Origin of the sequence: Methylobacterium oryzihabitans, assembly GCF_004004555.2 — a bacterium.
In the GTDB taxonomy this organism is placed as follows: domain Bacteria; phylum Pseudomonadota; class Alphaproteobacteria; order Rhizobiales; family Beijerinckiaceae; genus Methylobacterium; species Methylobacterium oryzihabitans.
Genome location: NZ_SACP01000016.1, coordinates 133,184 through 159,458, shown reverse-complemented (window position 1 = coordinate 159,458; position 26,275 = coordinate 133,184). Strand labels below are relative to the sequence as shown.

Annotated in this window: 21 protein-coding genes; 14 read left to right on the top strand and 7 right to left on the bottom strand. The window is 70.9% G+C overall.

From position 1 onward, the window contains the following. The 3 genes from EOE48_RS17295 to EOE48_RS17285 form a co-directional block, all read left to right on the top strand. The coding region (locus EOE48_RS17295) for a PRC-barrel domain-containing protein (RefSeq protein WP_246154547.1) at positions 1-557 on the top strand (557 nt) is incomplete at its 5' end. A gap of 62 nt (positions 558-619) precedes the next feature. Continuing rightward, positions 620-1,918 carry an MFS transporter gene (locus tag EOE48_RS17290; RefSeq protein ID WP_425463671.1) on the top strand — a complete coding sequence of 433 codons (1,299 nt, stop codon included), beginning with the start codon at positions 620-622 and terminating at the stop codon, positions 1,916-1,918. Between the two features lie 222 nt (positions 1,919-2,140). Beyond that, positions 2,141-3,904 (top strand): ABC transporter ATP-binding protein, encoded by a 1,764-nt coding sequence (locus tag EOE48_RS17285; RefSeq protein WP_127731370.1) that lies wholly within the window; start codon positions 2,141-2,143, stop codon positions 3,902-3,904. 358 nt (positions 3,905-4,262) lie between these two features. Here the strand turns inward: EOE48_RS17285 and EOE48_RS17280 are convergent, their stop codons facing one another. After that, positions 4,263-5,465: a pyridoxal phosphate-dependent aminotransferase gene (locus EOE48_RS17280; RefSeq protein ID WP_127731368.1), complete on the bottom strand. Its 1,203-nt coding sequence runs from the start codon at positions 5,463-5,465 to the stop codon at positions 4,263-4,265. A 353-nt stretch (positions 5,466-5,818) separates the two neighbouring features. Continuing rightward, positions 5,819-6,532, bottom strand: coding sequence for a GntR family transcriptional regulator (locus EOE48_RS17275; protein WP_127731366.1), 714 nt, complete (start codon positions 6,530-6,532; stop codon positions 5,819-5,821). A 101-nt stretch (positions 6,533-6,633) separates the two neighbouring features. On the opposite strand from EOE48_RS17275, the gene EOE48_RS17270 reads away from it, so the two are divergent. The 9 genes from EOE48_RS17270 (at position 6,634) to EOE48_RS17230 (ending at position 18,042) form a co-directional block, all read left to right on the top strand. Further along, complete coding sequence (locus tag EOE48_RS17270; RefSeq protein ID WP_127731364.1) at positions 6,634-7,704, top strand: zinc-dependent alcohol dehydrogenase; 1,071 nt, start codon at positions 6,634-6,636, stop codon at positions 7,702-7,704. Then, the gene (locus EOE48_RS17265) at positions 7,701-9,446 is read left to right on the top strand and encodes an acetolactate synthase catalytic subunit (protein ID WP_127731362.1); all 1,746 of its coding nucleotides are present in this window, start codon (positions 7,701-7,703) and stop codon (positions 9,444-9,446) included. Before EOE48_RS17270 ends, EOE48_RS17265 begins: the two co-directional genes overlap by 4 nt. A 259-nt stretch (positions 9,447-9,705) precedes the next feature. Further along, complete coding sequence (locus EOE48_RS17260; protein WP_127731360.1) at positions 9,706-10,911, top strand: ABC transporter substrate-binding protein; 1,206 nt, start codon at positions 9,706-9,708, stop codon at positions 10,909-10,911. 290 nt (positions 10,912-11,201) lie between these two features. Then, positions 11,202-12,089: a branched-chain amino acid ABC transporter permease gene (locus EOE48_RS17255; RefSeq protein ID WP_127731358.1), complete on the top strand. Its 888-nt coding sequence runs from the start codon at positions 11,202-11,204 to the stop codon at positions 12,087-12,089. A 38-nt stretch (positions 12,090-12,127) separates the two neighbouring features. Continuing rightward, on the top strand, positions 12,128-13,903 hold the full coding sequence (locus EOE48_RS17250; RefSeq protein ID WP_127731388.1) for a branched-chain amino acid ABC transporter ATP-binding protein/permease: 1,776 nt from the start codon (positions 12,128-12,130) through the stop codon (positions 13,901-13,903). Continuing rightward, on the top strand, positions 13,890-14,594 hold the full coding sequence (locus tag EOE48_RS17245; protein ID WP_127731356.1) for an ABC transporter ATP-binding protein: 705 nt from the start codon (positions 13,890-13,892) through the stop codon (positions 14,592-14,594). Before EOE48_RS17250 ends, EOE48_RS17245 begins: the two co-directional genes overlap by 14 nt. A gap of 1 nt (position 14,595) precedes the next feature. After that, positions 14,596-15,402, top strand: coding sequence for a 3-oxoacyl-ACP reductase FabG (fabG, locus tag EOE48_RS17240; RefSeq protein ID WP_127731354.1), 807 nt, complete (start codon positions 14,596-14,598; stop codon positions 15,400-15,402). 236 nt (positions 15,403-15,638) lie between these two features. Then, complete coding sequence (locus tag EOE48_RS17235) at positions 15,639-16,427, top strand: shikimate dehydrogenase family protein (protein WP_127731352.1); 789 nt, start codon at positions 15,639-15,641, stop codon at positions 16,425-16,427. 4 nt (positions 16,428-16,431) lie between these two features. Further along, entirely contained in the window at positions 16,432-18,042 is a 1,611-nt protein-coding gene (locus tag EOE48_RS17230) for a GMC family oxidoreductase (protein WP_127731350.1), read from the top strand. 9 nt (positions 18,043-18,051) lie between these two features. Here the strand turns inward: EOE48_RS17230 and EOE48_RS17225 are convergent, their stop codons facing one another. After that, positions 18,052-18,267 (bottom strand): hypothetical protein, encoded by a 216-nt coding sequence (locus EOE48_RS17225; RefSeq protein WP_127731348.1) that lies wholly within the window; start codon positions 18,265-18,267, stop codon positions 18,052-18,054. Positions 18,268-18,495: 228 nt separating this feature from the next. Here EOE48_RS17225 and EOE48_RS17220 point away from each other — a divergent pair, with 228 nt between their 5' ends. Continuing rightward, entirely contained in the window at positions 18,496-18,852 is a 357-nt protein-coding gene (locus tag EOE48_RS17220) for a hypothetical protein (RefSeq protein ID WP_127731346.1), read from the top strand. 423 nt (positions 18,853-19,275) lie between these two features. On the opposite strand, the gene lepA is transcribed toward EOE48_RS17220, so the two are convergent. The 4 genes from lepA to EOE48_RS17200 all read right to left on the bottom strand — a co-directional run bounded on the left by lepA (position 19,276) and on the right by EOE48_RS17200 (position 25,190). Further along, positions 19,276-21,081 carry a translation elongation factor 4 gene (lepA, locus tag EOE48_RS17215; RefSeq protein ID WP_127731344.1) on the bottom strand — a complete coding sequence of 602 codons (1,806 nt, stop codon included), beginning with the start codon at positions 21,079-21,081 and terminating at the stop codon, positions 19,276-19,278. A 326-nt stretch (positions 21,082-21,407) separates the two neighbouring features. Beyond that, on the bottom strand, positions 21,408-22,502 hold the full coding sequence (locus tag EOE48_RS17210; protein ID WP_127731342.1) for an NAD(P)/FAD-dependent oxidoreductase: 1,095 nt from the start codon (positions 22,500-22,502) through the stop codon (positions 21,408-21,410). 73 nt (positions 22,503-22,575) lie between these two features. After that, complete coding sequence (locus EOE48_RS17205) at positions 22,576-24,186, bottom strand: phosphoenolpyruvate carboxykinase (protein WP_127731340.1); 1,611 nt, start codon at positions 24,184-24,186, stop codon at positions 22,576-22,578. A gap of 200 nt (positions 24,187-24,386) precedes the next feature. Further along, on the bottom strand, positions 24,387-25,190 hold the full coding sequence (locus EOE48_RS17200; protein WP_127731338.1) for a HugZ family pyridoxamine 5'-phosphate oxidase: 804 nt from the start codon (positions 25,188-25,190) through the stop codon (positions 24,387-24,389). Between the two features lie 308 nt (positions 25,191-25,498). Between EOE48_RS17200 and EOE48_RS17195 the strand changes: the two genes are divergently transcribed. Next, on the top strand, positions 25,499-26,215 hold the full coding sequence (locus EOE48_RS17195; RefSeq protein ID WP_127731336.1) for a response regulator transcription factor: 717 nt from the start codon (positions 25,499-25,501) through the stop codon (positions 26,213-26,215). Positions 26,216-26,275 lie beyond the last annotated feature (60 nt).

Sequence of the window (26,275 nt, the reverse complement as noted above, 5' to 3'; positions counted from 1 at the left end):
CGGCGCCCGCCAAGCCCGCCGAGGAGCCGGCCCAGCCGGCGCTCCCTCGCGCCGCCGCGCCGCCGGCCGCTCCGACCCCGGCGCCCGTTCCTGCGACGCCCCCCGCCACCGCGCCGGCCGCCGTGGCCCCGCCGGCGCCGCCTCCGGCCGTGCCGCAGGGCACGCCCGCCACCGTGCTCGACACCCAGGATTACGACGGCGTCCTCGGCAAGCCGGTGCGCAGCGCCGCGGGCGAGGACATGGGCCGCATCATCGACATCATCGTCGACAAGGAGGGCCGCCCGCGCGCCGCGATCATCGATTTCGGCGGCTTCCTCGGCGTCGGCTCGCGCAAGATCGCGGTCGACTGGCGGGCGCTGCAATTCTCGGCCGACAACAAGCCCGGCCGCGGCGTGCTGCGGCTGAACCGCAACCAAGTGCGGGTTTCCCCCGAATATAAGCCCGGCGACCCGATCGTGGTGCTGGGGCCGGCCGGTCCGGCTCCCGACGCCGATCAGGCGACGGCGCGCACTCCCCCAGGAAATCCCCCGGGACAAGCGACGCCCCAGGACAAATGACGCGAGCCAGACCGGCCCGGCGCCGCCCCCTCCCCCTCGACCGCGAGGTTCCGCGCCACGAGATGCGACCCGACCCGCGCCCCGAGCCCCGCGGTCACGACTCCCGCGGCCAGGAGGTCCGGGACGGGGACTCGCGCGACCGGGCCGGGGCGGCGCGACGGCGCGAGAAGCCGGCGCCCTCGCTCCAGAGCAGCCGCGGCCTCGACGCGTTCACGTTCTTCGTCGCCAACCTGCAGACCGGCTTCGGGCCGTTCATCGCGGTCTACTTCACCGCCCAGTCCTGGACCCAGTCCGACATCGGCCTCGTCCTGACCATCGGCAGCCTGTTCAGCCTGTTCGGGCAGGTGCCGGGCGGCGCCTTCGTCGACTGGGTCCGCTCGAAGCGGTTCGTCGCCGCCCTGTCGGTGGCGATCATCGGCGCGAGCGCGGCGGGGCTCGCCCTGTTCCCGACCTTCCTCATCGTCGCGCTGGCGATGATCGCGCATTCGCTGGCGAGCTGCACCCTCACCCCGTCGATCGCCGCGATCAGCCTCGGCCTCGTCGGGCATCGCGGCCTCGGCGAGCGGCTCGGCCGCAACGCCCGCTTCTCCTCGATCGGCAACGCGCTCGCCGCGGCGATGATGGGGGCCTGCGGCTACTACCTCTCCAACGAGGCGGTGTTCTACGTCACCGCCGCCCTGGCGATCCCGACGCTGGCGGCCTTGTGGTTCGTCCGCGCCTCGGAGATCGACGTGGTGCGTCCGCAGGGTCCCGCCTCGGAGGGCGGCGGCTGGGCGAGCCTGAAGCTGCTCCTCACCAACCGGGCGCTGCTGTGGTTCGGGGCCTGCATCACCCTGTTCTTCGTCGCCAACGCGGCGATGCTGCCCCTCGTCGGCAGCGTGCTCACCGTGCGCACCAGCCACACCGCCACGGTGCTGATCGCCGCCTGCATCATGGCGCCCCAGATCGTGATGGCGCTGATCGCGCCGGCGGTCGGTCGGGCGGCGCAGGCCTACGGCCGCCGGCCGCTGCTGATCCTCGGCTTCGCCGCCCTGCCGATCCGCGGCCTGTTCTTCGCCTATACCGACGTGCCCGAGCTGCTGGTGCTGATCCAGATCTTCGACGGGATCTCGGCCGCGGTGCTCGGCGTGATGGTCCCGCTCGTCGTCGCCGACACCACCCGCGGCACCGGGCGCTTCAACCTCGCCCTCGGCGCGGTCGGCACGATGATGGGGCTCGGTGCCGCCATGAGCACCACCCTGTCGGGCTTCGTCGCCGACCATTTCGGCACCCATTCTGCATTCCTGTGCCTCTCGGCGGTCGCCCTCGCGGCCCTCGGCATCGCCGCCCTGGTGATGCCGGAGACGCGGCGCGACCGTTGACGGGCGGCACGGTCGCGCTGCATCGCAGCATCCGAGGGTGCGCGGCAGCGACGGTCAACTCTCGTTCAGGTGAGCGGGATTAAGGGAGCGCGGACGAGGCACGCCTGCATCATTTTTCGCCTGCAACATAAGGTGACGCTTGTGCGTTGCGGATCAGGTGGGTTCTCATCCACCGTCCGATCATCCGCCACGGGCGTGTCAGAACCGGGATCGATCGTCACGATGGATGACCTCTGCGCGTACGCCGACAGGCCTTGGGCCTTCGTGTCTCGCTATCTCCGACGCCGCGTGGTGCCTCACGCGGCGATCCTGGTCGCCGTGCTGGGGGCCGTCGCCTGCTCGGTCAGCACGCAGTACGGGATCAAGGGCGTGGTCGACGCCCTCGGCAAGGGGCCCGAGAGCGGCCTGATCTGGCCGGCGCTGACGGTCCTGATCGTGTTCATCGCCGCCGACAACATGCTGTGGCGGGTGGCGAGCCTCATCGGCGCCTTCACCTTCGTGGCGGTGACCGGCGACATCCGCCGCGACCTGTTCCGCCATCTCACCGGCCATTCGCCGTCCTACTTCGCCGACCGGCAGCCCGGGACACTGGCGAGCCGCATCACCGCGACCTCGAACGCGATCTTCACCGCCGAGAACATGTTCGTGTGGAACGTGATGCCGCCCTGTGCGGCGGCGTTCGGCTCGATCCTGTACGTGTCGACCGTCAGCGTGCCGATGGCTCTCGGCCTCATCGTGATCTGCGGCGGCGTGGTCGTGCTGATGTTCCGCATCGCCGCCGCCGGCAAGCCGCTGCACCACGACTTCGCCGAGAAGGCCGCGGGCGTCGACGGCGAGATGGTCGACCTCGTCAGCAACATGCCGCTGGTGCGGGCCTTCGGCGCCTTCAAGCGCGAATACGCCCGCTTCGACGTCACCATCGGCACCGAGATGGGCGCGCGCCGCCGCTCGCTGCTCTACCTCGAGAAGCTGCGGGTGATGCACGCCGTCATCACGGTCGCGGCGGTGCTCGGGCTGCTCTACTGGGCGATCCGGATGTGGGAGGTCGGCGCCGCGACCGCCGGTCAGGTCGTGCTGGTCTGCACCCTCGGCATCACGATCCTGGCGGCGACCCGCGACCTCGCCGTCGCGCTCGTCGACGTGACCCAGCACACCGCCCGCCTGTCGGAAGCCCTGCGCACCCTGCTCCAGCCCCACGACCTGCGCGACCATCCGGAGGCCAAGCCGCTGGTCGGCGAGGGCGCCCAGATCACCTTCGAGCACGTGGCGTTCAACTACCCGGACGGCCGCGAGGTGTTCAGGGACTTCAACCTCGAGATTCCGGCCGGGCAGCGCGTCGGCCTCGTCGGCCGCTCGGGCGGCGGCAAGTCGACCCTGTTCACCCTGCTCCAGCGCTACTACGACCCGCAGAGCGGCCAGATCCTCATCGACGGCCAGAACATCGGCCGCGTCACCCAGGAATCGCTGCGCGACGCGATCACCGTGGTGCCGCAGGACATCTCGCTGTTCCACCGCTCCCTGCGCGAGAACATCCGCTACGGCCGGCCCGACGCCACCGACGAGGAGGTGTGGGCCGCCGCCGACGCGGCGCGCTGCACCGACTTCATCAACGACCTGCCGGGCGGCTTCGACACCATCGTGGGCGACCGCGGCGTGAAGCTCTCGGGCGGCCAGCGCCAGCGCATCGCGGTGGCCCGCGCCATCCTGAAGGACTCGCCGATCCTGCTCCTCGACGAGGCGACCTCGGCCCTCGACACCGAATCGGAGGAAGCGATCCGCGAGGCGCTGGGCAACCTGATGAAGGGCCGCACGGTCATCGCCATCGCCCACCGTCTCTCGACCCTCAAGGACTTCGACCGGATCGTCGTCCTGGACGGCGGTTCGGTGCTCCAGGACGGCTCGCCGGAGCGGCTGACCCATCTCGACGGGTTCTACCGCGACCTGATCCAGCGCGAGACGATCAAGCTGTCGCGCGAGGCGGCGTAATCCGACCCGGGGGGCTGCCGGAGGCGTCCCCCTCGCCCCGGGCCGCCGCGGCAGCCTGATCGCACCGCGGAACTCCGCGCCGCATACCGGGTGTCGTTGAGTCCGACCTTCGGTTCCGCTCTCGAACTTTTGCCGAGCCCAACGCCCCGAACGTCTCGGTCCCGAACGTGTTGGCTTGGCATCGACAATGCGAGATGCGTCAACCGCCCCGTCGATCTCCGGCCTGCCCGAGATCGAGGCGATGCGTCGGCATCTCGGGCGTCGTCAGGATGATGCGATGTCCGGAATCCGTCGTCCGGAAGCCGTGCGACGCCGCCGCGGGACTGCGTCCGGACCGATCCGGACGCAGCCATCGACGTCAGCGAAGCGAGCCGCAGAACCGCTGGATGCGGGTGCACGCCTCCTCGAGCGCCTTGTTCGAGGTGGCGTAGGAGATGCGCAGGTTGGGGCCGAGCCCGAAGGCCGAGCCGTGCACCGCCGCCACGCCCTCGGCTTCGAGCAGGCCGAGGACGAAGTCCTCGTCGGTCTCGATCACCTTGCCCTCCGGCGTCCGGCGACCGATCAGATCGGCGCAGGACGGGTAGACGTAGAACGCGCCCTCGGGCGTCGGGCACTTGAGCCCCTTGGTCTGGTTGAGCATCGAGACCACGAGGTCGCGCCGGACCTGGAACGCCGAGCGGAACTCGGCGAGGTGGTCCTGCGGCCCGTCGAGGGCGGCGACGGCGGCCCATTGCGAGATCGTCGCGGCGCCCGAGGTCTGCTGGCCCTGGACGAAGTCCATCGCCTTGATGAGAGGCTCGGGACCGGCGGCGTAGCCGATGCGCCAGCCGGTCATGGCGTAGGACTTCGAGACGCCGTTCATCGTCAGGGTCCGGTCGTAAAGCGCCGGTTCGACCTGGGCGGGGGTCACGAACTCGAAATCGCCGTAGACGAGGTGCTCGTACATGTCGTCGGTGAGCACCCAGACGTGCGGGTGGCGCACCAGCACGTCGGTGAGCGTCTTCATCTCGGCGCGGCTGTAGGCACCGCCGGTCGGGTTCGAGGGCGAGTTCAGGATCACCCACTTCGTCTTCGGGGTGATGGCGCGCTCGAGTTCCTCGGCCTGGAGCTTGAAGTTCTGCTCCATCGTGGTGTCGGCGAAGACGGCGGTGCCGCCGCACAGCCCGACCATCTCCGGGTAGGACACCCAGTAGGGGCGCGGGATCACCACCTCGTCGCCCGGGTTCAGGGTTGCGAGGAGCGCGTTGTAGATCACCTGCTTGCCGCCGGTGCCGACGATGGTCTGCGACGGCTTGTAGTCGAGGCCGTTCTCGCGCTTGAACTTCTTCGCGATCGCCTCGCGCAGCGGCACGATGCCGGAGACCGGCGGATACTTGGTCTCGCCGCGCTGGATCGCCTCCACCGCCGCCTGCTTGATGTGGGCGGGGGTGTCGAAGTCCGGCTCGCCGACCGAGAGGCTGATGACGTCGCGGCCCTGGGCTTTCAGGTCCCGCGCCTTCTGGGTCATCATGATCGTCGCGGACGGCTTCACGCGAGAAAGGGCGTCGGCGAGAAAGCCCATGGGTCGGCTCCGGCGGTTCGGGATGGCTGGGGCGGTCCCCTGTCTCTTCGTGTGGGGGCCGGTGGCGAGGCTTCCGGCGTCGCGGGGGGCGCGTCCGGCCGGAACCTGGGTCATGCGTCATGGTCGCCGCGGGCGCGACGTCATGGCAGCGGCCGATGCTTAATCGCGACCCACCCGAGGGGCAAGCTTCGCCGGCGGCCCGGCCCATGCGCCCGGAGCGTGGCATGCGGTTTCCGACCGGTCGCTCGGCGATCCCTGCGGGATCGTGGCGTTCGCGATGCGGAGACCGACTTCGCTCAGGTGTGCGCAGGGCTTTGCTCTGCGCCGCTCGGGCGGAGTCGATCCCGGTCGCCTCACGGGCTTGCGGTCGCCTGGACGTAGACCAGCAGGCCCTGGCCGCCGCGCTCGATGTCCTCGCGCGCGGCGTCGCGGGCCTCGTCGGGGTCGCGGCGGCGCAGGGCGCCGAGCATCCGCCGGTGCGGGTGCGGCTCCCAGTCCGGCAGGCCGCCGTCGTAGAGGTGCGACAGGATCGGGCCGCAGCGCACCCACAGCGTCTCGACGATGTCGCACAGCACCGGCAGCCGGGCGAGGCGGCACAGGCCGAGGTGGAACTCGGTGTTGAGGTTCACCGCCCGCTCGAAGTCGCGGGTGCGGTGGCACTCGGAGATCGCCTCGTGGATCGCCGCGAGCCCGTCGATCTCGGCGGCGGAGGCCACCACCGCCGCCGTCGCCGCCGCGCGGCCCTCCAGGTCGATGCGGATCGCCCGGATCTCCAGCAGTTCGGCGAGGGTCAGCGTCGGCACCACGACGCTGCCGCGGGCGTCGATCGCCAGCGCCTTCTCGGAGACCAGCCGCAGCAGCGCCTCGCGCATCGGCGTCGCGCTGATCCCGAACCGCACCGACATCGGCCGCAGCCGCAGGCGCTCCCGCGGACGGAGCTGGCCGCGCATCAGCGCCGCCCGCAGGTCGGCATAAGCGCGTTCGCCGAGATTCTCGCGCACCAGCGGGCGCACCCAGTCGGTCGGTTCGGTGTCGCGCGCCTTGGGCGGCGCGGAATGGCTTGACATGCGGCCCCGTCTCGGTCGAAGAGTGTTATAACAAATTACAGGCTGTGCCTCAACGCAAGGCACGAAGCGGTTCGCCACCGCCGACAGCCCCCGGGAGGATCATGCTCGCGCTGCGAAAGACCGCCGCCGCGTTCGGCCTCGACCTCGTCGAAGTCGCGGCCCCGTCCCCGCCGCCGGCGGGCCACGCCACCGTCGCGGTGGCGGCGGCCGGCATCTGCGGCAGCGACATCCACGCCTACGAGTGGACCCCAGGCTACGAGTTCATGGCCGCCGCGATGCCGGTGACCATGGGCCACGAATTCGCCGGCACGGTGCGGGCGGTCGGGGACGGCGTCACCGGGTTGACGCCCGGCGACGCCGTGACCTGCTGGCCGACCGTGGCCTGCGGCGCCTGCCCGGCCTGCGAGGCCGGCCGGCCACAGGAATGCCGCGACCGCGCGATCGTCGGCCTCCACCGCGACGGCGGCTTCGCCGCCGAGGTGACGGTGCCGGCCCGCAACCTGCGCCGGCTTCCGACCGGGCTGCCCCTCGACGTCGCGGCGCTGACCGAGCCGCTGTCGATCGCCGTCAACGCCGTCGACGTGGCCGAGGTCTCGCCTGGTGACCGGGTCGTCGTCCTCGGCCCCGGCCCGATCGGCCTCGGCATCGCCTGGGTCGCGCAGGGGCGCGGCGCCCGGGTGCTGCTCGCCGGTCTCGACGACGCCCAGCGCCTCGCGACGGCGCGCCGCCTCGGCCTGACGGACTGCGTCGACCTGCGCGACGAGAGCCTGGACGCGGCGGTGCGGCGGGTGTTCGGCGATGCGGCCGACCGGGTGATCGAGGCGACGGGCGTCGCCCGCTCGGTCAGCGACGGGCTCGCGGTGCTGCGGGCCGGCGGCGTGATGGTCGCAGCCGGCATCCACTCCGCGCCCCTGACCCTCGACCTCACCGGCTTCGTGCGCGGCAAGAAGCAGTTGCGCGCCGCCCACGACACCACGCCGCGCGCCCTCGACGAGGCGATCCGGCTGCTGGCCGCCCATGCCGGCACCCTGGCGGAACTCATCACCCACCGGCGCCCCCTCGCTGCGGCGGTCGAGGCGTTCGACCTCGCCCGCAGCCGGGCCGCCGTCAAGGTGATGCTGCTGCCGGAGCCTGGGGACGGCGACACCCATCGACGGGAGACACGAGCATGACCATCGCGGTGCGTAAACCCGCCCCGGCCGCGGGCGGCAACATGACCGGCGCCGACGCCCTCGCGGCGGCGCTCCAGCGCCACGGCGTGCGGGAGGTGTTCGGGCAGAGCATCCCCTCGGCCCTGTTCCTCGCCGCCCCGTCCTACGGCATCCGCCAGATCGGCTACCGCACCGAGAATGCCGGGGCCGCGATGGCCGACGCCTTCGCCCGCGTCTCCGGCAAGGTCGGGGTGGTGGCGGCCCAGAACGGCCCGGCCGCGACCCTGCTGGTGCCCGGCCTCGCCGAGGCGCTGAAGGCGTCGATCCCGGTCGTCGCCATCGTGCAGGACGTCAACCGCCGCTTCACCGACAAGAACGCCTTCCAGGAACTCGACCACGCCGCCCTGTTCTCCGGCGTTGCCAAGTGGGTGCGCCGGATCGGCGACCCGAGCCGCATCGACGACTACGTCGACATGGCCTTCGCGGCGGCGAGCACCGGCCGGCCCGGCCCGGCGGTGCTGCTCGTGCCCCTCGACATCCTCGACGAGCGCACCGAGATCGACGCCGTGGCGCCCCGCCGCGCCGCCCATCTCGGCACCTACCCGCTCGACCGCACGGTCGCCGACCCCGCCCGGGTGGCCGAGGCCGCCGCCCTGCTCGCCGGCGCCAAGCGCCCGGTGGTGATCGCCGGCGGCGGCGTCCACTCCTCCGGTGCCTGCGCCGAACTCGCCGCGCTCCAGGCGCTCGGCCTGCCGGTCGGCACCACCGTGATGGGCAAGGGCACGGTCGACGAGACCCACCCGCTGTCGCTCGGGGTCGTCGGCTACTTCATGGCGCCGCGCGGCCGCTCGTCCCACCTGCGCGAGGTCGTCACCGGCGCCGACGTCGTGCTGCTGGTCGGCAACCGCACCAACCAGAACGGCACCGACAGCTGGTCGCTCTACCCGCGCGAAGCCCGCTACATCCATCTCGACGTCGACGGCGGCGAGATCGGCCGCAACTACGAGGCGCTGCGCCTCGCCGGCGACGCCAAGCTGACGCTCGCGGCGCTGACCGAGGAACTGCGCCGCACCGGCCTGCCGGGTTCGCAGGGCGGCCGCCCGGCCCTGGAATCCGGCATCGCCGCGGCGCGCACTCGCCACCAGGAGGACATGACGAGCCTCGTCGACATGGACGCGGCGCCGCTGCGGCCCGAGCGGATCATGGCCGAGATCGACGCCGTTTTGACCCCCGAGTCGATCGCGGTGGCGGATGCGAGCTACGCCTCGATCTGGATCGCCAACTTCCTCACCGCCCGCCGGGCCGGTCAGCGCTTCCTGACGCCCCGCGGCATCGCCGGTCTCGGCTGGGGCCTGCCCTTCGCGCTCGGTGCCAAGGTGGCCCGGCCCGACGCCTCGGTGATCTGCGTCACCGGCGACGGCGGCTTCGGCCACGTCTGGGCCGAACTGGAGACCGCCCGGCGGATGAAGCTGCCGGTGGTGCTGGTAGTGCTCAACAACCAGATCCTCGGCTACCAGAAGCACGCCGAGCTGTCGCTGTTCGGCAACTTCACCGACGTCTGCGACTTCGAGGCCGTCGATCACGCGGCGATCGCCCGCGCGTGCGGCTGCGCCGGCCAGCGCATCGAACGCCCGGACGACCTCGGCCCGGCCCTGCGCGCGGCGCTGGCGGCGGACGGCGTGACGGTGCTCGACGTCGTCACCGACCAGCGCGCCTACCCGCCGATCACCAGTTTCCAGGGCAAGGACGCGCTGGATTACTGACCGGCGCGGCGCCCGACCCTCCACCCTCTGCGGGGGAGGGTGGCGAACGGAGTGAGCCGGGAGAGGGGAACGCGACGGCTCAGGAGGTGGCGCCAGTCATCTCGGGCGCGACCTCTCCGGAAGCGGCGTCCCCTCTCCCGCCCCGCATCCGCGGGGCACCCTCCCCCGCAGAGGGGGGAGGGTTCGGGCGGTGTCCGCCCGACGATCGAACAACCGAACCGGGCGGTCACAGCCCGTGCAACCAACGAGGGAGGAAGCCATGAAGCCAGCCGTCGCCGTCACGTCCGTGCTCGCCGTCCTGCTCGGTCTCGCCGCCACCGCGGCGCAGGCGGAGGTGAAGTTCGGCGCGCTCTACCCGTTCAGCGGCCAGCTCGCGCTGCTCGGCGAGGAGAGCGCCCGCGGCCTCGAGATCGCGGTCGAGGAAATCAACGCCGCCGGCGGGGTCCAGGGCGAGAAGGTCGTGCTGGTGCGCGGCGATGCGGTCGACAACAACCAGGCGATCGGCGAGGCCCGCCGCCTCATCGCCCTGGAGAAGGTGTCGGCGATCTTCGGCACCTATTCCTCGGCCCGCTCGATCGCGGCGAGCCAGGTCGCCGAACTGTCCGGCATCCCGTATTTCGAGCTCGGCGCCGTCGCCGACGAGGTGACCGGCCGCGGGCTCAAGTTCCTGTACCGCACCAACCCGACCGCCGAGGACATGGCCAAGCTGGCGGTCGAGATGATCGTCAACAAGGTCGCGGCCGGCCTCGGCAAGAAGCCGGAGGACCTCAAGCTCGGCATCATCTACGAGGATTCGAGCTACGGCACCTCGGTCGCCAACCACCAGAAGAAGTTCGGCGCAGCGGCGAAGCTCAACGTCGTCAGCATGCAGGGCTACCCGGCCGCGACGGTGGACATGTCGTCCCTCGTGCTCGACCTGAAGCGGCGCGGCGTCGATATCGTGCTCCAGACCTCGTACCAGAACGACTCGGTGCTGTTCCTCCAGCAGGCCAACGAGGCCGGGTTCAAGCCGGGCGCGATCATCGGCGGCGGCGGCGGATACTCGATGCAGCCCACTGCCGACGCCGTCGGCCACAAGGTCATCGAGGGCGTGCTCGACACCGACTTCACCCAGTTCCTCGTCAACACCCAGTACACGCCCGGCATCGACGGCTTTGTCGAGACCTACAAGAAGAAGTACAACAGCGGGCCGCGCTCCGGTCACTCGCTCAACAACTACGTCGGGGCGAAGATCATTCTGCAGGAGCTGAACAAGGCGCAAGGCTTCGCGCCCGACACGATCACCAAGGCGATGAAGGCGATCGACGTGACACCCGGCACGACCGCGGTCGGCTACGGCTTCAAGTTCGGCACCAACAATCAGAACGAGCGCGCCGCGATGATGGGCATGCAGTGGCAGAACGGCAAGCTCGTCACGGTCTATCCGGACGCCGCGGCGGTTGCCCCGATGCAGATCGGGAAGTAGCCGGCGCAAAGGACTCAGGATGAAGCGCAATTCCCCTCTCCCGAGTGGGAGAGGGGCCAGGGGTGAGGGTGGCTCGGGTTCAGGATAAAACGCTCAACGTCGAGCTGCGCAGCTCAACCGTCTGAGCCTGATCCGGCACCGTCTCCACCCTCACCCCTACCCCTCTCCCACTCGGGAGAGGGGATCCCGCGACTGTAATGGCAATGTTCGTCGATGGAGACATCGCGCCTCAAATGGCCTGAACTCGAAAGCACCACCGGCTCCCCCAGTCCCCTAGCCACGAGGCGCGCATGGACATCCTTCTTCAGGTGCTGGCCAACGGGCTGATGCTCGGCGGTCTCTTCGCCATCGTCAGCGTCGGCCTCACGCTGATCTTCGGCATCGTCAAGGTCGTGAACTTCGCCCATGGCGAGTTCCTGATGATCGGGATGTACGGGACCTATCTCGTCACCAAGGCGCTCGGCCTGCACCCGTTCGTCGCGGTGATCGTCGTCGTGCCGGTGCTGTTCATCCTGGGCGCCCTGACCCAGCGCCTGCTGATCCAGCCGCTGATGGCGAGCGGCGACGACCACATCCAGATCTTCGCCACCGTCGGCCTGTCGACGGCGCTCATCAACCTCGCGCTGCTCGTGTTCGGCGCCGACATCGCCAACACGCCGCCGAACGGGCTGCGGATGCCGATCGAGATCGGGCCGGTGCGGGTGCTGCTCGGGCAAGTGGTGATCCTCGCCGCCGCGGTGGTGCTGGTGGTCGGGCTGCACCTGTTCCTGAGCCGGACCCAGACCGGACGGGCGATCCGGGCGGTGGCGCAGAACCGCGCCGCGGCCGAGCTGATGGGCATCAACGTCCGGCAGATCTACGCCCTGACCTTCGGCATCGGCGCCGCCTGCGTCGGCGTCGCCTCGGTGCTGATCGCGCCGCTCTACCCGACCTCGCCCAACAGCGGCACCTACTTCGTCCTCACCGCCTTCGTGGTGGTGGTGCTCGGCGGCCTCGGCTCGATCGGCGGCGCCTTCGCGGGCGCCCTGCTCATCGGCCTCATCGACAGCGTCGCGGGCTTCTACATCGGCTCCGACATGCGCGAGGTCGCGGTGTTCGGCGTCTTCCTGCTGATCCTGATCCTGCGGCCCTCGGGCCTGTTCGGGGCGCGGCTCCAGCTCGCCCACGTCTCGCCGTGAGGACCGTCATGACGACCGCCATCAAGACGACGACCCTCATGCCCGCCGCGGCGCCCGCCAGGCCCCGGCGCGAGACGATCGCCCTGGCGCTGCTGCTCGCCGCCCTGCTGGCGGTGCCGGTGCTGCTCGACAATGCCTTCGTCTACCACGTCTTCGTCACGATTTGCGTCTTCGCGGCGCTGTCGACCGCCTGGAACATCGTCGGCGGCTTCACCGGCCAGCTCTCGCTCGGCCACGGCATCTTCTACGGCATCGGCGCCTATGCCGGCGTCATCCTGGCCTCGCTCGGGATCACGCCGTGGCTCGGGATGTTCGTCGGCGCCGGGGTCGCGGTCGTCGTCGCGGTGGCGATCAGCTACCCGTGCTTCCGCCTGCGCGGCCCGTTCTTCTCGCTCGCCACCATCGCGTTCCTCGAAGTCTTTCGCGTCCTCGCGTTGCACTTCCGCGATCTCACCGGCGGCGCCACCGGGCTGATGATCCCGCTCAAGATCGGCGTCGAGTGGATGGTCTTTCGCGAGAAGCTGCCGCCGCTGGCGATCGCGTTCGGGATGCTGCTGTGCACGCTCCTCGTCGCCTGGGCGGTACGCTGGCGCCGGCTCGGCTACTACCTCGTGGCGACCCGCGAGCGCGCCTCCGCCGCGCAGGCGGCCGGCGTCGACACCGTGCGGGTCCGGCTGATCGCCGTCGCCCTGTCGGGGGCGCTGACCGCGATGGTCGGCACCTTCCACGCCATGTACCTCACCTTCATCGAGCCGGCGGCGATGTTCTCGCTGACCCTGTCGATCCAGATCGCGATGTTCGCGCTCATCGGCGGCATCGGCACGGTGTTCGGCCCGCTGCTCGGCGCCGTGCTGCTGGTGCCGGTGACCGAACTCGCCCGGGGCTGGCTCGGCGCCAAGGCGCTCGGCCTGCACGGCCTCGTCTACGGCCTCGTGCTGATGCTCGTCGTGCTGTTCATGCCCAACGGCCTGATGGGGCTGGTCTCGCGCTTCGTGCGCCCGAAGGCCGGCCGCGGCGTCCAGGCCGCCGCGGTGCCGGCGGCGCCCGCCGCCGCCGCACGGCCGCCGATCGGCGACGAGATCATGCGGGTCGAGGGGCTGCAGAAGCATTTCGGCGGCCTGCACGTCACCAACGACGTCGGCTTCACCCTGCGCGAGGGGGAGATCCTCGGCCTGATCGGCCCCAACGGCGCCGGCAAGACCACGGTGTTCAACATGGTCTCGGGCTTCCTCAAGCCCGATTCCGGCACGGTGAGCGTGCGCGGCCCGGACGGCACCTGGCGCCAGCCGGTCAGCCCGGCGGACTTCGCCGGGCTCGGCGTCGGCCGCACGTTCCAGATCGTCCAGCCCTTCGCGGCGATGACAGTCGAGGAGAACATCATGGTCGGCGCGTTCCACCGCCACGCCGACCCGCGCGAGGCCCGGGAGGTGGCGCGCGAGACCGGCATCCGCATGGGGCTCGGCCCCTGGCTCGACGCCGAGGCGCGCGGCCTGACCATCGGCGGGTTCAAGCGGCTGGAGGTCGCCCGCGTCATGGCGATGCGGCCGCGGGTGCTGCTCCTCGACGAGGTGATGGCCGGGATCAACCAGACCGACGTGCGCCGGGCGATCGACCTCATGCTGTCGATCCGCGACAGCGGCGTCAGCATCATCGCGATCGAGCACGTCATGCAGGCGGTGATGAGCCTGTCGGACCGGGTGATCGTGCTCAATTCCGGGCGGATCATCGCGCAGGGCCGGCCGCAGGACGTGGTGCGCGACCCGACCGTCATCGAGGCCTATCTCGGCAAGGAGTTCGCCCATGCTCACGCTTGAGGGCATCCACGCCGGCTACGGCGCCACCACGATCCTGCACGACGTTTCGATGGAGGTGGCGGCCGGCGAGGTGGTGACGATCGTCGGCGCCAACGGCGCCGGCAAGACCACGACCCTGCGCACCATCGCGGGCCTGCTGACCCCGACCTCCGGCCGCATCACCTTCGAGGGCGAGGACGTCACGCGGCTGTCGGGCCACGAGATGGTCGACCGCGGCGTCACCCTGATCCCGGAGGGGCGCCAGCTCTTCCCCGAGATGACGGTGCGCGAGAACCTCTTGATGGGGGCCTATCGCCGCGCCGCCCGCGCCCGGCAGGGCGAGACCCTGGACGAGGTGCTCGACCTGTTTCCCCGGGTGCGCGAGCGGCTCGACCAGAATGCCGGCTCGCTGTCGGGCGGCGAGCAGCAGATGGTCGCCATCGCGCGCGGCATGATGGCCCGGCCCAAGCTGCTGATGTTCGACGAGCCGTCGCTCGGCCTCGCGCCGATCGTCGTCTCGCAGGTCTTCGCGGTGGTCGACCGCATCGTGCGCACCGGCGTCACGGTGCTGATCGTCGAGCAGAACGTCTTCCACACCCTCCAGGTCGCCGACCGCGGCTACGTGCTGGAGAACGGCGAGATCGTGCTGCGCGACGCCGCCAAGGCGCTGCTCGCCAACGACCACGTCCGGCGGGCCTATCTGGGGATCTGACATGGCGACACGAGAGACGAATCCCGAGACCATCGCCCGCCGGCCGAGCCACGCCGGGCGGCGCGTGCTGGTGACCGGCGCCGGCCGCGGCATCGGCCGGGCCATCGCCGAGGGGTTCGGGGCCCGCGGCGCCGTCGTCGGCGTCGCCGACGTCAACCGCGACGACGTCGAGGCGGTGGTGGCGGCGATCGAGGCGGCCGGGGGCCGGGCGCTGGCCCTCCTCCTCGACGTCGCCGACTACGCCGAGGTCGAGACCCGCCTCGCCGAGGCGGCTCTGGTCGCCGGCGGCCCGTTCGACACGGTGGTCAACAATGCCGGCATCTCGCCCAAGCACGACGGCGCCGCCCACAAGGTCTGGGAGATGGATCCGGCCGAGTGGAACCGCGTCGTCGCCGTCAACCTTTCGGGCGCCTTCAACACCGTGCGGGCGCTCGCCCCGGCGATGCGCGAGGCCGGAAGCGGCTGGATCATCAACCTGTCCTCGGTCGCCGGCAAGACCTACTCGCCGATCGTCGGCTGCCACTACGCGGCGTCGAAGGCGGCCCTGATCGGGTTCACCAAGCACCTCGCGGCGGAACTCGGGCCGTCCGGCATCCGGGTCAACGCCATCGCGCCGGGGCGGATCGAGACCCCGATGGTGCGGGCGGTCGGCGAGGCGGTCAACGCGGAGCAGGCCCGCCTCACCCCGATGGGCCGCCTCGGCGCCCCCGAGGAGGTCGCCGACCTCGCCCTCTACCTCACCTCCGCCGAGGCGAGCTTCGTCACCGGCCAGACGGTGGACGTGGCCGGCGGTTTGTACATGACGTGACTTGCACGCTTTCGGGAGCCGAGAGGCTCGGTCGAAGATGGTAGCGCGGGATCCCCTCTCCCGGGTGGGAGAGGGGTAGGGGTGAGGGTGGCTTGGGCTCAGGATAATGCACTGAGCGTCGAGCTGCGCAGCTCAACCGTCAGCGATCTCTTCTGTCGCCGAGCCACCTTCACCCCTGTCCCCTCTCCCACCCGGGAGAGGGGGACTCGCGCCAAATCCTACGAGAAACGGCCCGCATGCGCGCGATCACCGGCACCACTCGCCTGTACGGCATCCTCGCCGACCCGATCTATCACGTGAAGACGCCCCAGGTGATGAACGCCCTGTTCGCCGAGGCCGGGGTCGACGGCGTGCTGGTGCCGTTCCACGTCGCCCCGGACGGGCTCGCGGCGGCGGTCGAGGGTCTGCGGCGGATCGAGAATTTCGGCGGCTTCATCGCCACCGTGCCGCACAAGATCCCGATGCTCGGTCTGTGCGACGAGGCGACGCCCGACGCCCACGGGGTCGGGGCGGTGAACTGCGTGCGCCGCGACCCCGACGGCCGGATGGTCGGCACCATCCTCGACGGGATCGGCCTCGTCGAGGCGCTGCGGGCATCGGGCGAGGAGCCGCGCGGCAGGCGCGTCGCCCTCGCCGGGGCCGGCGGCGCGGCGAGCGCGATCGCTTTCGCGCTCGCGGGCGCCGGGGTGTCGCACCTCACAATCGTCAACCGCACCGCCGCGCGTACGCAGGCGCTGCTCGACCGCCTGCGCGCCGCCCATCCCGGCCTGTCCCTCGGCACCGATCCGGCGGCCGGCCACGACATTCTGGTCAACGGCACCTCGCTCGGCATGAGGCCGGAGGATCCGCTGCCGTTCGATCCGGCGCTGCTGGCCGCGCGCCCCTTCGTCGCCGAGGCGATCATGGACCCCGACATGACGCCGCTCCTCGTCGCCGCCGAGGCCGCCGGCTGCCGCATCCAGCGCGGCCGGCCGATGCTGGAGAGCCAGATCGTCCTGATGGCCCGCCACATGGGAGCCCTCTGAGGCGATGCCGACCCCCTCCCCCGAGACCTTCGACTTCATCATCGTCGGCGGCGGCACCGCGGGCTGCGTGCTGGCCAACCGCCTCACCGCCTCGGGCACCCGCTCCGTGCTGCTGCTGGAGGCCGGCCGGCAGGCCCGCCACCCCTGGGTGACGATTCCCGCCGGGTTCAGCAAGCTGCTCACCAACCCGGCCTACAACTGGCGCTTCCAGACCGAGCCCGAGGAGGCGACCGGCGGGCGGGTGATCGCGGTGCCGCGCGGCAAGGGGCTGGGCGGCTCGACGCTCATCAACGGCATGATCTACGTCCGCGGCCAGCCGCAGGACTACGATGCCTGGGCGCAGCGCGGATGCACCGGCTGGGGCTTCGACGACGTCCTGCCGTACTTCCGCAAGCTCGAAGACTTCGCCGGACCGCCCGATCCCCTGCGCGCCCGAGGCGGGCCGCTGCCCCTGGTCACCGTGGCCGAGCGGCCGGCGATCGCCGAGGCGTTCATCGCCGCCGGCGTCGCGGCCGGCTTCCCAGAGAACCCCGACTACAACGCCGCGAGCCAGGACGGCTTCGGCTGGTATCAGGTCAACCAGCGCGGCGGGCGCCGGGTCAGCGCCGCCGACGCCTACCTCGCCCCGGCCCGGCGCCGGACGAACCTGTCGGTGCGCACCGACGCCCACGTCCTGCGCCTGATCGTCGAGGACGGCCGCGCCACCGGCGTCGCGGTGCGGATCGGCGGGGAGGAACGGGTCTTTTCCGCCCGCGCCGAGGTGATCCTGGCCGCCGGCGCCGCCCAGACGCCGCAACTGCTCGAACTCTCCGGCATCGGCGATCCTGACGTGCTGGCGCGGATCGGCGTCCCGGTCCTGCACGCCTCGCCGGGGGTCGGCGCCAATTACATCGACCATTACTGCACCCGGATGAACTGGCGGGTGAAGCTGCCGGTGACCCTCAACGAGGCGACCCGCGGCCACCGTCTCGCCCTCGCGGTGGCGCAGTACGCGGCGACGCGCCGAGGCATCCTGACCCTCGGCACCGGCCTCGCGCACGGCTTCGTGCGCACCCGCCCGGGGCTCGCCGGGCCGGACGTGCAGTACTTCTTCATGCACGCCAGCTACGCCAACGCCGCCGAGCGCCGGCTCGACCGCGAACCCGGGATGACGGTCGGCGTGACGCAGTTGCGGCCGGAATCCCGCGGCAGCATCCACGCCGCCTCGCCCGACCCGTTCGCCCAGCCGGTGATCCGGCCGAACTTCCTCGCCACCGAGGAGGACCGGCGGGCGATGGTCGAGGGCATGAAGATCGCCCGGCGCATCGTCGAGGGCGCGCCGATGGACCGCTTCCGGTCGCACGAACTGGCGCCGGGTCCCGATTGCCGGACCGATGCCGACTGGCTCGACTTCGCCCGCCGCGACGGCCAGACGATCTACCACATTTGCGGCACCACCCGGATGGGCACCGATCCGGGCGCCGTCACCGACCCGTCCCTGCGGGTGCGCGGCCTGCGCGGCCTGCGCGTCGCCGACGCCTCGGTGATGCCGGACATCGTCTCGGGCAATACTCAGGCGGCGGTGTTCATGATCGCCGAGAAGGCCGCCGACCTGATCCTGGCCGACGCGCGCTGAGTCCGCCTCTCAGCGGACCAGCCCGAGGGCGAGCAGGCTCAAGCCCAGCACCGAGCGGGTCACGCTGCGCAAGACCGCGCCCGCCGTGCCGACGGTCAGCGGGCGGTGGTTGTCGTTGACCGCCCGCGGCAGACCGCTCGGCCAGCGGCGCCACTTGCGGTCGTGCGACGGAACGGCATCGATCCGCAGCGGGGCGGCGGAAGCGGAGTGATGGCGGCACGACATGGATGATCTCCAGCGACGCCGACGATGCGCCAGACCCGTGAATGACGCAGACGGTCCCTGCACGAAACGCAGATCGGGCCTGTGAGGATCCGCAGGGTTCTCGATCTATGGCAAGCGCCGGCCTAACGCCGCTCCGGTCTCGTCGTCCCCCTCCCCTGCGGCATCGGCGCGCGACGATTCTGGCATCCGGCTTGCGGGGCACGATCCGAAGCAAGGAGAGAGAATCCGATGGCGTCCGAGGATGCGGCGAAGCCGGCCGATCTGGTCCGGGCCTTCCTGGCGAGCCTGCTGAAGGCCGCCCTGACCTCGGAGGAGGGCCACGGCCGTCAGTGGCGCGAGGAGGCCGCGGGGTTTCGCGGGCAACTCGGGCAGGTCGACGCCGAGGCGCTCGACCGCCTGAAGCTCGACGGGCTGTGGTGGCTCGCGCTCGGCGACGCCACCGCGCCCGAACTGCGGCCCGAGGAGGGACAGATCGAGTTCGCCCAGCCCAAGACCTGCCCGATCGCGATGCCGGAGATCGTGTCGGCGGAGGTCGCGATCGACGGGCTGGTCGATCGCCTCGTCAAGTCGGCGGCGACCGGCTGACCCGGCCGCTCTCTCACGGCCTCTGGTGGATCGCTTCGCGATGCAGAAACCGGCTTCGCTCATGCGCCGCGCGGGCTCGTGATACGGATTTCTGAACGAATCGTTCAAGAACCGTATCAGTTGCACACCGGCTTCGCCGTCCCTTGCGAACGAAACGGGGCGGCGGTTTTCTGCTCCCGTTGCAGCCGTGGAAGGCGGTCTTCGTCCTAACGCGGGTCCCCCTCTCCCGAGTGGGAGAGGGGACAGGGGTGAGGGTGGCTCCGGTTCCGCAATGATTCTGAACCGTCGAGTTGCACACCTCGACCGTTGTGGCCTGATCCGGCACCGTCTCCACCCTCACCCCTACCCCTCTCCCACTCGGGAGAGGGGATCCCGCGCTCAAAATTTTGACTGCAAAAGTAGTCGTTTGCAGCGAGTTTCTATTTAGCTGTCCATCTTCAGGGCGGCGATGAACGCCTCCTGCGGGATCTCGACCTTGCCGAACTGGCGCATGCGCTTCTTGCCCTCCTTCTGCTTGTCGAGGAGCTTGCGCTTGCGGGAGATGTCGCCGCCGTAGCACTTGGCGGTGACGTCCTTCGACAGGGCCCGGATGGTCTCGCGGGCGATGATCTTGCCGCCGATCGCCGCCTGGACCGGGATCTGGAACATGTGGCGGGGGATCAGGTCCTTCAGCTTCTCGCACATCGCCCGGCCGCGATGGTCGGCACGGGTGCGGTGGACCAGCATCGACAGCGCGTCGACCGGCTCGGCGTTGACGAGGATCGACATCTTCACGAGGTCGCCCTCGCGGTAATCCGAGATGTGGTAGTCGAACGAGGCGTAGCCCTTCGAGATCGACTTCAGCCGGTCGTAGAAGTCGAACACCACCTCGTTCAGCGGCAGGTCGTACACCACCATGGCGCGCTTGCCGACGTAGTTGAGGTCGACCTGGGTGCCGCGGCGGTCCTGGCACAGCTTGAGCACGCCGCCGAGATATTCGTCGGGCGTCAGGATCGTGGCGCGGATCCACGGCTCCTCGATCGACGCGATCTTCATCACGTCGGGCATGTCGGCGGGGTTGTGCAGCTCCTTGGTCGAGCCGTCCGACATGTTGAGGTGGTAGACCACGCTCGGCGCGGTCGAGATCAGGTCGAGGTTGAACTCGCGCTCCAGCCGCTCCTGGATGATCTCGAGGTGGAGGAGGCCGAGGAAGCCGCAGCGGAAACCGAAGCCGAGCGCCGCCGAGGTCTCCATCTCGTAGGAGAACGAGGCGTCGTTAAGCCGCAGCTTGCCCATGGCGGCGCGCAGGTTCTCGAACTCGGCGGCGTCGACTGGGAACAGGCCGCAGAACACCACCGGCTGCACCGGCTTGAAGCCCGGCAGCGGACCGGAGGTCTGGCGCTTGTCCTCCGTGATGGTGTCGCCGACGCGGGTGTCGGCGACCTCCTTGATCGAGCCGGTGAGAAAGCCGACCTCGCCGGGGCCGAGTTCGGTCACGTCCTGCATCTTGGGGCGGAACACGCCGATGCGGTCGACCCCGTAGGCGGCGTCCGCCCCCATCATGCGGATCGTCATGCCCTTCTTGAGCACGCCGTCGACGATGCGCACCAGCACGACGACGCCGAGATAGACGTCGTACCAGGAATCGACCAGCAGCGCCTTGAGCGGCGCGGCGCGGTCGCCCTTCGGCGGCGGCAGCCGGGTGACGATCGCCTCCAGCACCGCCTCGATGTTGAGGCCGGTCTTGGCCGAGATCGGCACCGCGTCCTTGGCGTCGATGCCGATCACCTCCTCGATCTGGTCCTTGACCCGGTCGGGCTCGGCCGCCGGCAGGTCGATCTTGTTGAGGACCGGCACGATCTCGTGGTTGGCGTCGAGCGCCTGATAGACGTTGGCGAGGGTCTGCGCCTCGACGCCCTGGCTGGCATCGACGACGAGCAGCGAGCCTTCGCAGGCGGCCAGCGAGCGCGACACCTCGTAGGCGAAGTCGACGTGGCCGGGCGTGTCCATGAGGTTGAGGACGTAGGTCTTGCCGTCCTCCGCCTTGTATTCCAGGCGCACGGTCTGCGCCTTGATGGTGATGCCGCGCTCGCGCTCGATGTCCATCGAGTCGAGCATCTGCTCGCTCATGTCGCGCAGGGCGACCGTGCCGGTGGTCTGGATCAGCCGGTCGGCGAGCGTGGACTTGCCGTGGTCGATATGCGCGACGATCGAGAAGTTGCGGATGTTGTCGATGGCGGACGCGGTCATGGAACAGCAATCTCCGGCGCGCTGGCGCGACGTCGGGCACGGCGCACGGGGTCTCGGGAACTTCCCGCCGAGATAGCAGCGGGCCGGTGCGGCGCCAAGCCGGTGCGCTCTCACGCCAAGCCCATCGCTTCAGAGCGATGGCCCTGGCTTGTTGCTTGGCCTCAAGCGCCGGCGTTCGCGTCCGCTCACTTGGCTCTCGCTCCGCTTACGCGTTCGAGGGGACATTCGTCCCCTCGAACTCGCTCCGCGGGGCGCTCCTCGCGCCCGCCATGGAGCGTCGCCCTGCGGGCGACCGCAGGGCCATCGCTGAAGCGATGGCCCTGCTCTCACGCACCCAGCCGGTCGGCCACGTCCCCGGCGAGCGACAGGCTCGACGTCAGCCCCGGGCTCTCGATGCCGAACAGGTGGACGAGGCCGGACAGGCCGTGCTCGGCCGGACCGTCGATCATGAAGTCCGCGGCGGGCTCGCCGGGACCGGACAGCTTGGGCCGGATGCCGGCGTAGTCGGGGAACAGCGCGTCCTCCGGCAGGCCGGGCCAGTAGCGGCGGATGGCGGCGGTGAACAGGGCGCCGCGGGCCGGGTCGACCTCGTAATCGGCGATCTCGGTCCACTCGACGTCGGGGCCGAAGCGCATCCGCCCGGCAAGGTCGAGGGTGAGGTGGATGCCGAGCCCGCCCTCCACCGGCGCCGGGTAGATCAGGTGCCGGAAGGCCGGGCGGCCGGTGCAGCCGAAATAATTGCCCTTGGCGAGCACGAGGCGCGGCACCCGCGCCTCCGGGTAGCCCTCGGTCGCCCGGGCGAGCGCCTGGGCGCCGAAGCTCGCCGCGTTGACCACCGCGTCGACCGCGACCTCGTCCGCCGCCGCGCCGCCGAAGCGGGCGATCCAGCCGGTGCCGTCGCGGCGCAGGGCCTCGACCGGCGTGCCGAAGGCGAGCGCCCCGCCGCGATCCTCGATGTCGCCCTGGAGCGCCAGCATCAGCGCGTGGCTGTCGACGATGCCGGTCTCGGGCGACAGCAGGGCGGCGGCGCAGGCGAGGTTCGGCTCCAGCGCCCGCGCCTGCCCGCCGTCGAGCAGCTCCAGGCCCTCGACCCCGTTGGCGACGCCGCGGCGGTGGATCGCCTCGATCGCCTCGCGCTCCAGTTCGGTCGTCGCCACGATGAGCTTGCCGATGCGGGCGTGCGGCACGCCGTGGCTGGCGCAGTAGGCGTAGAGCTGCCGCCGGCCCTCGACGCAGTGGCGCGCCCGCAGGGAGCCGGCGGGATAGTACATCCCGCCGTGGATGACTTCGGAATTGCGCGACGAGACGCCGGTGCCGATGCCGTCCGCGGCCTCCGCGACGATCACCTCGTGGCCGCGCAGGGCGAGCGCCCGGCCAACCGCGAGGCCGACGATTCCGGCACCGATGACGAGACAGATCATGCGGCCGGTCCTAACCCGTGCCGGCCCTCCTGAACAGGCCGGCGGCGCCTTGACGGCGCCGCCGGGCGGCGGCTCACGCCGCGATCGAGGCGGTGGGCTCGGCGGCGCGGACATCCGCGTCGACATGGGCCTCGAAGCGCTTGAAGTTGGTCTGGAACATCCCGACCAGCCGCTTGGCGGTCTCGGCGAAGGCCGCCTTGTCCTGCCAGGTCTTGACCGGGTACAGGATGTGCGGCTCGACGCCCGGCACCGAGGTCGGCACCGAGAAACCGAAATACGGGTCGCGGCGGAAATCGGCCTTGGCGAGAGAGCCGTCGAGCGCCGCGGTCAGCAGCCGGCGGGTGACCCGGATCGGCATGCGGCGGCCGGTGCCGACGCCGCCGCCGGTCCAGCCGGTGTTGACGAGCCAGCAATCGACGTGGTGGCGCGAGATCAGGTCGCGCAGCAGGTTGCCGTAAGTCGAGGGGTGCCGCGGCATGAACGGCGCGCCGAAGCAGGTCGAGAACGTCGCCTCCGGCCCGGTCAGGCCCTTCTCGGTGCCGGCCACCTTGGCGGTGTAGCCCGACAGGAAGTGGTACATCGCCTCGGCGCCGGTCAGCTTGGCGATCGGGGGCAGCACCCCGAAGGCGTCGCAGGTCAGCATCACGATGTTCTTCGGGTGCCCGGCGCGACCGGTCGGGCTCGAATTCGGGATGTAGGGCAGCGGGTAGGCGCAGCGGGTGTTCTCGGTGCGCGAGGCGTCGTCGAAGTCCGGCTTGCGGGTCACCGGGTCGATGGCGACGTTCTCCATCACGGTGCCGAAGCGCTCGGTCGTGGCGAAGATCTCGGGCTCGGCCTCGCGCGAGAGGCGGATAGTCTTGGCGTAGCAGCCGCCCTCGAAGTTGAAGATGCCCTCGGGGCTCCAGCCGTGCTCGTCGTCGCCGAGCAGCACCCGGGCCGGGTCGTTCGACAGCGTGGTCTTGCCGGTGCCCGACAGGCCGAAGAACAGGGCCGAGTCACCCTCGGCGCCGACATTGGCCGAGCAGTGCATCGGCATCACGCCGGCTCGGGGGAGCACATAATTGAGGTATGTGAAGACCGACTTCTTCATCTCGCCGGCATAGGACGTGCCGCCGATCAGCACGATCTTGCGGGTGAAGTCGCAGGCGATGACGGTCTCGGAGCGCACGCCGTGGCGGGCCGGGTCGGCCTTGAAGCTCGGCAGGTCGACGATGGTCAGTTCCGGCACGTAGGAGGCGAGCGCGTCGCGGTCGGGCCGGATCAGCAGGTTGCGGATGAACAGCGAGTGCCAGGCGTACTCGGTGTAGACCCGGGCGCGGACGCGGTGCGCCGAGTCGGCGCCGCCGTAGAGGTCCTGGGCGAACAGTTCCTTGCCCTCGGCATGGGCGAGGAAGTCCTCGTACAGGGTGTCGAACTGCTCCTGGGAGATCGCGCCGTTGTTGTCCCACCAGACCTCGTTCTCGGTCTCAGGGCTACGGACGACGAACTTGTCCTTGGGCGAGCGGCCGGTATGGATGCCGGTCTCGGCCACCAGGGCGCCGCCGGCGGCGAGCTGGGCCTCGCCGCGCTGGAGCGCGTGCTCGTAGAGGCTCGGCGCCTCGAGGTTCCAGTTGACGCGCTTGAGGTTGCGGAAGCCGAAAGTGTCGGCGCCGAACGCCCCGTTGAAAACGCCGATATCGTCCACGAGTCACCCTCCTGGCACGCACGCGGCGGCGGGCCGGACCATCGCCCGAACCCCCATGCCGGCGCGGCGGCCGATCGATCCGTTGCACCGGCGGACGGTCGCGTTGGCACCGCGCTCCGCCCCACCACCGGCCTCACGCCAGCGTGAGCCCCGATCCCACTTTAGTAGAGGGGCGACCTTCGCGGTTCAATCGGCTTCGTTTACGCAGGCGGTGACAGGGCATCGTTTGTGTCAGACCCCCGTTCGGCCGCCTCGCGGGCCTGTCCGGCCAGGGCGACGAGGGCCGTCCGCAGGTCGCCGGCGCTGCGCAGCGGCTCCGGGAAGGTCACCCGGGCGGTACGGTCGCCGGCGATCAGGTCGATGCCGTGGGGGTCGAGCCCGGTCATCCGCCACGGGCCTGGAGCCTCGCCGGCGAGCGCGGTGGCGTAGAGCGCGATCGCGTCGCGATGGTCCTCGTTCATGTGCGCGACCGCGCCGGCCTCGCGCTCGGCGAGCCCGTCGAGGCCGGCGAGGTCGGCCAGCAGTTCGGCCCCGGTCAGGGTCGCGGCGCGGGCGAATCCGCCGTTGAGATGGCCCGCCGCGGGCTCCAGCCGGAAGAACCCGAAATCCGGGAAGTCGGCGTAGAGCGCCGCCTTCGGGTGGCGGGCGAGGAAGCGGGCGCGCGCGCCCGGCGCGTCCGAGCGCCCGGCCCGGCCGGCGACGGTCAGGCGCGGATGGGCGAGCGGGTCGCCCTTGCCGCCGGGGCTGAGCAGCAGCGAGCAGCGCGGGTCGGCCTCGAGGTTGAGGGTGTGGGCCGAGAGCCGCGACAGCAGCAGCAGCGGCGCCCCGTCGAGATCGGTCGCCACGGTGACGAGGGAGGCGAAGGGCGCGCCGTCGCCGCGGTCGAGCGTGGCGAGCGCCCCGGTCCGGGTCGCGCGCAGCAGGGTGCGGGCGAGGCCGACCGCGTCGAAGGGCGCGTCCGCCGCCGCGAACGGCGCCACCGGCCGTTCCGTCCCGTTCGCCATGATCGTGCCCTCCCCTGTCCCTGCGCCCGATCTGTTCCATGTCCGGGCGCGAAAGTTGATGCGGCATCGACGGCCGTCCGGCGCCCGGGATCCAAGGCCGGTGTGGCCGCCGCGCAACCCCGCTCGCTTTTTCGGTGCGATGGCCTTAAGGGTGACCGAATCGTGACCTGGCGGCGACTGTCCAGCGGTTTCGCGAAGGCATCGCCGCCAATCCGTGGCCGGGTCCGCCCGGCCGCTTCGTCGGACCGCGTTCAGGGGGACCTCGCGATCCTGCCGGGAACGCCGTCCTCGCCCTCCAGGGAACGACCATGCCGACCATCGCCCTCGTCGATGATGACCGCAACATCCTCACCTCGGTGTCGATCGCACTGGAGACCGAGGGCTACCGGATCCAGACCTACACCGACGGCGCCTCGGCCCTCGACGGCCTGAAGCACTCGCCGCCCGACCTTGCGATCTTCGACATCAAGATGCCGCGCATGGACGGGATGGAGCTGCTGCGCCGCCTGCGCCAGAAATCCGACCTCCCGGTGATCTTCCTGACCTCGAAGGACGAGGAAATCGACGAGCTGTTCGGCCTCAAGATGGGCGCCGACGACTTCATCCGGAAGCCGTTCTCGCAGCGCCTCCTGGTCGAGCGGGTCAAGGCGGTACTGCGCCGCTTCGCCCCCAAGGAGCCGGGCCAGGCCGCCGCCGCCCGCGAGGCCGACGCCGCCGCGGCGCGCTCGCTGGAGCGCGGCCAGCTCATGATGGACCCGGAACGCCACACCTGCACCTGGAAGGGCGAGCCGGTCACGCTCACGGTGACCGAGTTCCTGATCCTCCAGGCGCTCGCCCAGCGCCCCGGCGTCGTGAAGAGCCGCAACGCCCTGATGGACGCCGCCTACGACGATCAGGTCTACGTCGACGACCGCACCATCGACAGCCACATCAAGCGGCTGCGCAAGAAGTTCAAGGTCACCGACCAGAGCTTCGACATGATCGAGACGCTCTACGGCGTCGGCTACCGCTTCAAGGAAGCCTGAGCGACCCGTGACCGTCCCACCCCGCGGCGCCGTCCGGCGCCTCCTCGCCGCGGCCGCGCC

What these genes read in the sequence shown, in the direction of transcription:
- EOE48_RS17195 (WP_127731336.1), top strand. Translation starts at nt 25,499, where the DNA reads ATGCCGACCATCGCCCTCGTCGATGATGACCGCAACATCCTCACCTCG.
- EOE48_RS17250 (WP_127731388.1), top strand. Translation starts at nt 12,128, where the DNA reads ATGCCCGCCGCGGCGCCCGCCAGGCCCCGGCGCGAGACGATCGCCCTG.
- EOE48_RS17290 (WP_425463671.1), top strand. Translation starts at nt 620, where the DNA reads ATGCGACCCGACCCGCGCCCCGAGCCCCGCGGTCACGACTCCCGCGGC.
- EOE48_RS17220 (WP_127731346.1), top strand. Translation starts at nt 18,496, where the DNA reads ATGGCGTCCGAGGATGCGGCGAAGCCGGCCGATCTGGTCCGGGCCTTC.
- EOE48_RS17275 (WP_127731366.1), bottom strand. Translation starts at nt 6,532, where the DNA reads ATGTCAAGCCATTCCGCGCCGCCCAAGGCGCGCGACACCGAACCGACC.
- EOE48_RS17200 (WP_127731338.1), bottom strand. Translation starts at nt 25,190, where the DNA reads ATGGCGAACGGGACGGAACGGCCGGTGGCGCCGTTCGCGGCGGCGGAC.
- fabG (WP_127731354.1), top strand. Translation starts at nt 14,596, where the DNA reads ATGGCGACACGAGAGACGAATCCCGAGACCATCGCCCGCCGGCCGAGC.
- EOE48_RS17265 (WP_127731362.1), top strand. Translation starts at nt 7,701, where the DNA reads ATGACCATCGCGGTGCGTAAACCCGCCCCGGCCGCGGGCGGCAACATG.
- EOE48_RS17260 (WP_127731360.1), top strand. Translation starts at nt 9,706, where the DNA reads ATGAAGCCAGCCGTCGCCGTCACGTCCGTGCTCGCCGTCCTGCTCGGT.
- EOE48_RS17235 (WP_127731352.1), top strand. Translation starts at nt 15,639, where the DNA reads ATGCGCGCGATCACCGGCACCACTCGCCTGTACGGCATCCTCGCCGAC.
- EOE48_RS17230 (WP_127731350.1), top strand. Translation starts at nt 16,432, where the DNA reads ATGCCGACCCCCTCCCCCGAGACCTTCGACTTCATCATCGTCGGCGGC.
- EOE48_RS17225 (WP_127731348.1), bottom strand. Translation starts at nt 18,267, where the DNA reads ATGTCGTGCCGCCATCACTCCGCTTCCGCCGCCCCGCTGCGGATCGAT.
- EOE48_RS17280 (WP_127731368.1), bottom strand. Translation starts at nt 5,465, where the DNA reads ATGGGCTTTCTCGCCGACGCCCTTTCTCGCGTGAAGCCGTCCGCGACG.
- lepA (WP_127731344.1), bottom strand. Translation starts at nt 21,081, where the DNA reads ATGACCGCGTCCGCCATCGACAACATCCGCAACTTCTCGATCGTCGCG.
- EOE48_RS17210 (WP_127731342.1), bottom strand. Translation starts at nt 22,502, where the DNA reads ATGATCTGTCTCGTCATCGGTGCCGGAATCGTCGGCCTCGCGGTTGGC.
- EOE48_RS17285 (WP_127731370.1), top strand. Translation starts at nt 2,141, where the DNA reads ATGGATGACCTCTGCGCGTACGCCGACAGGCCTTGGGCCTTCGTGTCT.
- EOE48_RS17245 (WP_127731356.1), top strand. Translation starts at nt 13,890, where the DNA reads ATGCTCACGCTTGAGGGCATCCACGCCGGCTACGGCGCCACCACGATC.
- EOE48_RS17270 (WP_127731364.1), top strand. Translation starts at nt 6,634, where the DNA reads ATGCTCGCGCTGCGAAAGACCGCCGCCGCGTTCGGCCTCGACCTCGTC.
- EOE48_RS17255 (WP_127731358.1), top strand. Translation starts at nt 11,202, where the DNA reads ATGGACATCCTTCTTCAGGTGCTGGCCAACGGGCTGATGCTCGGCGGT.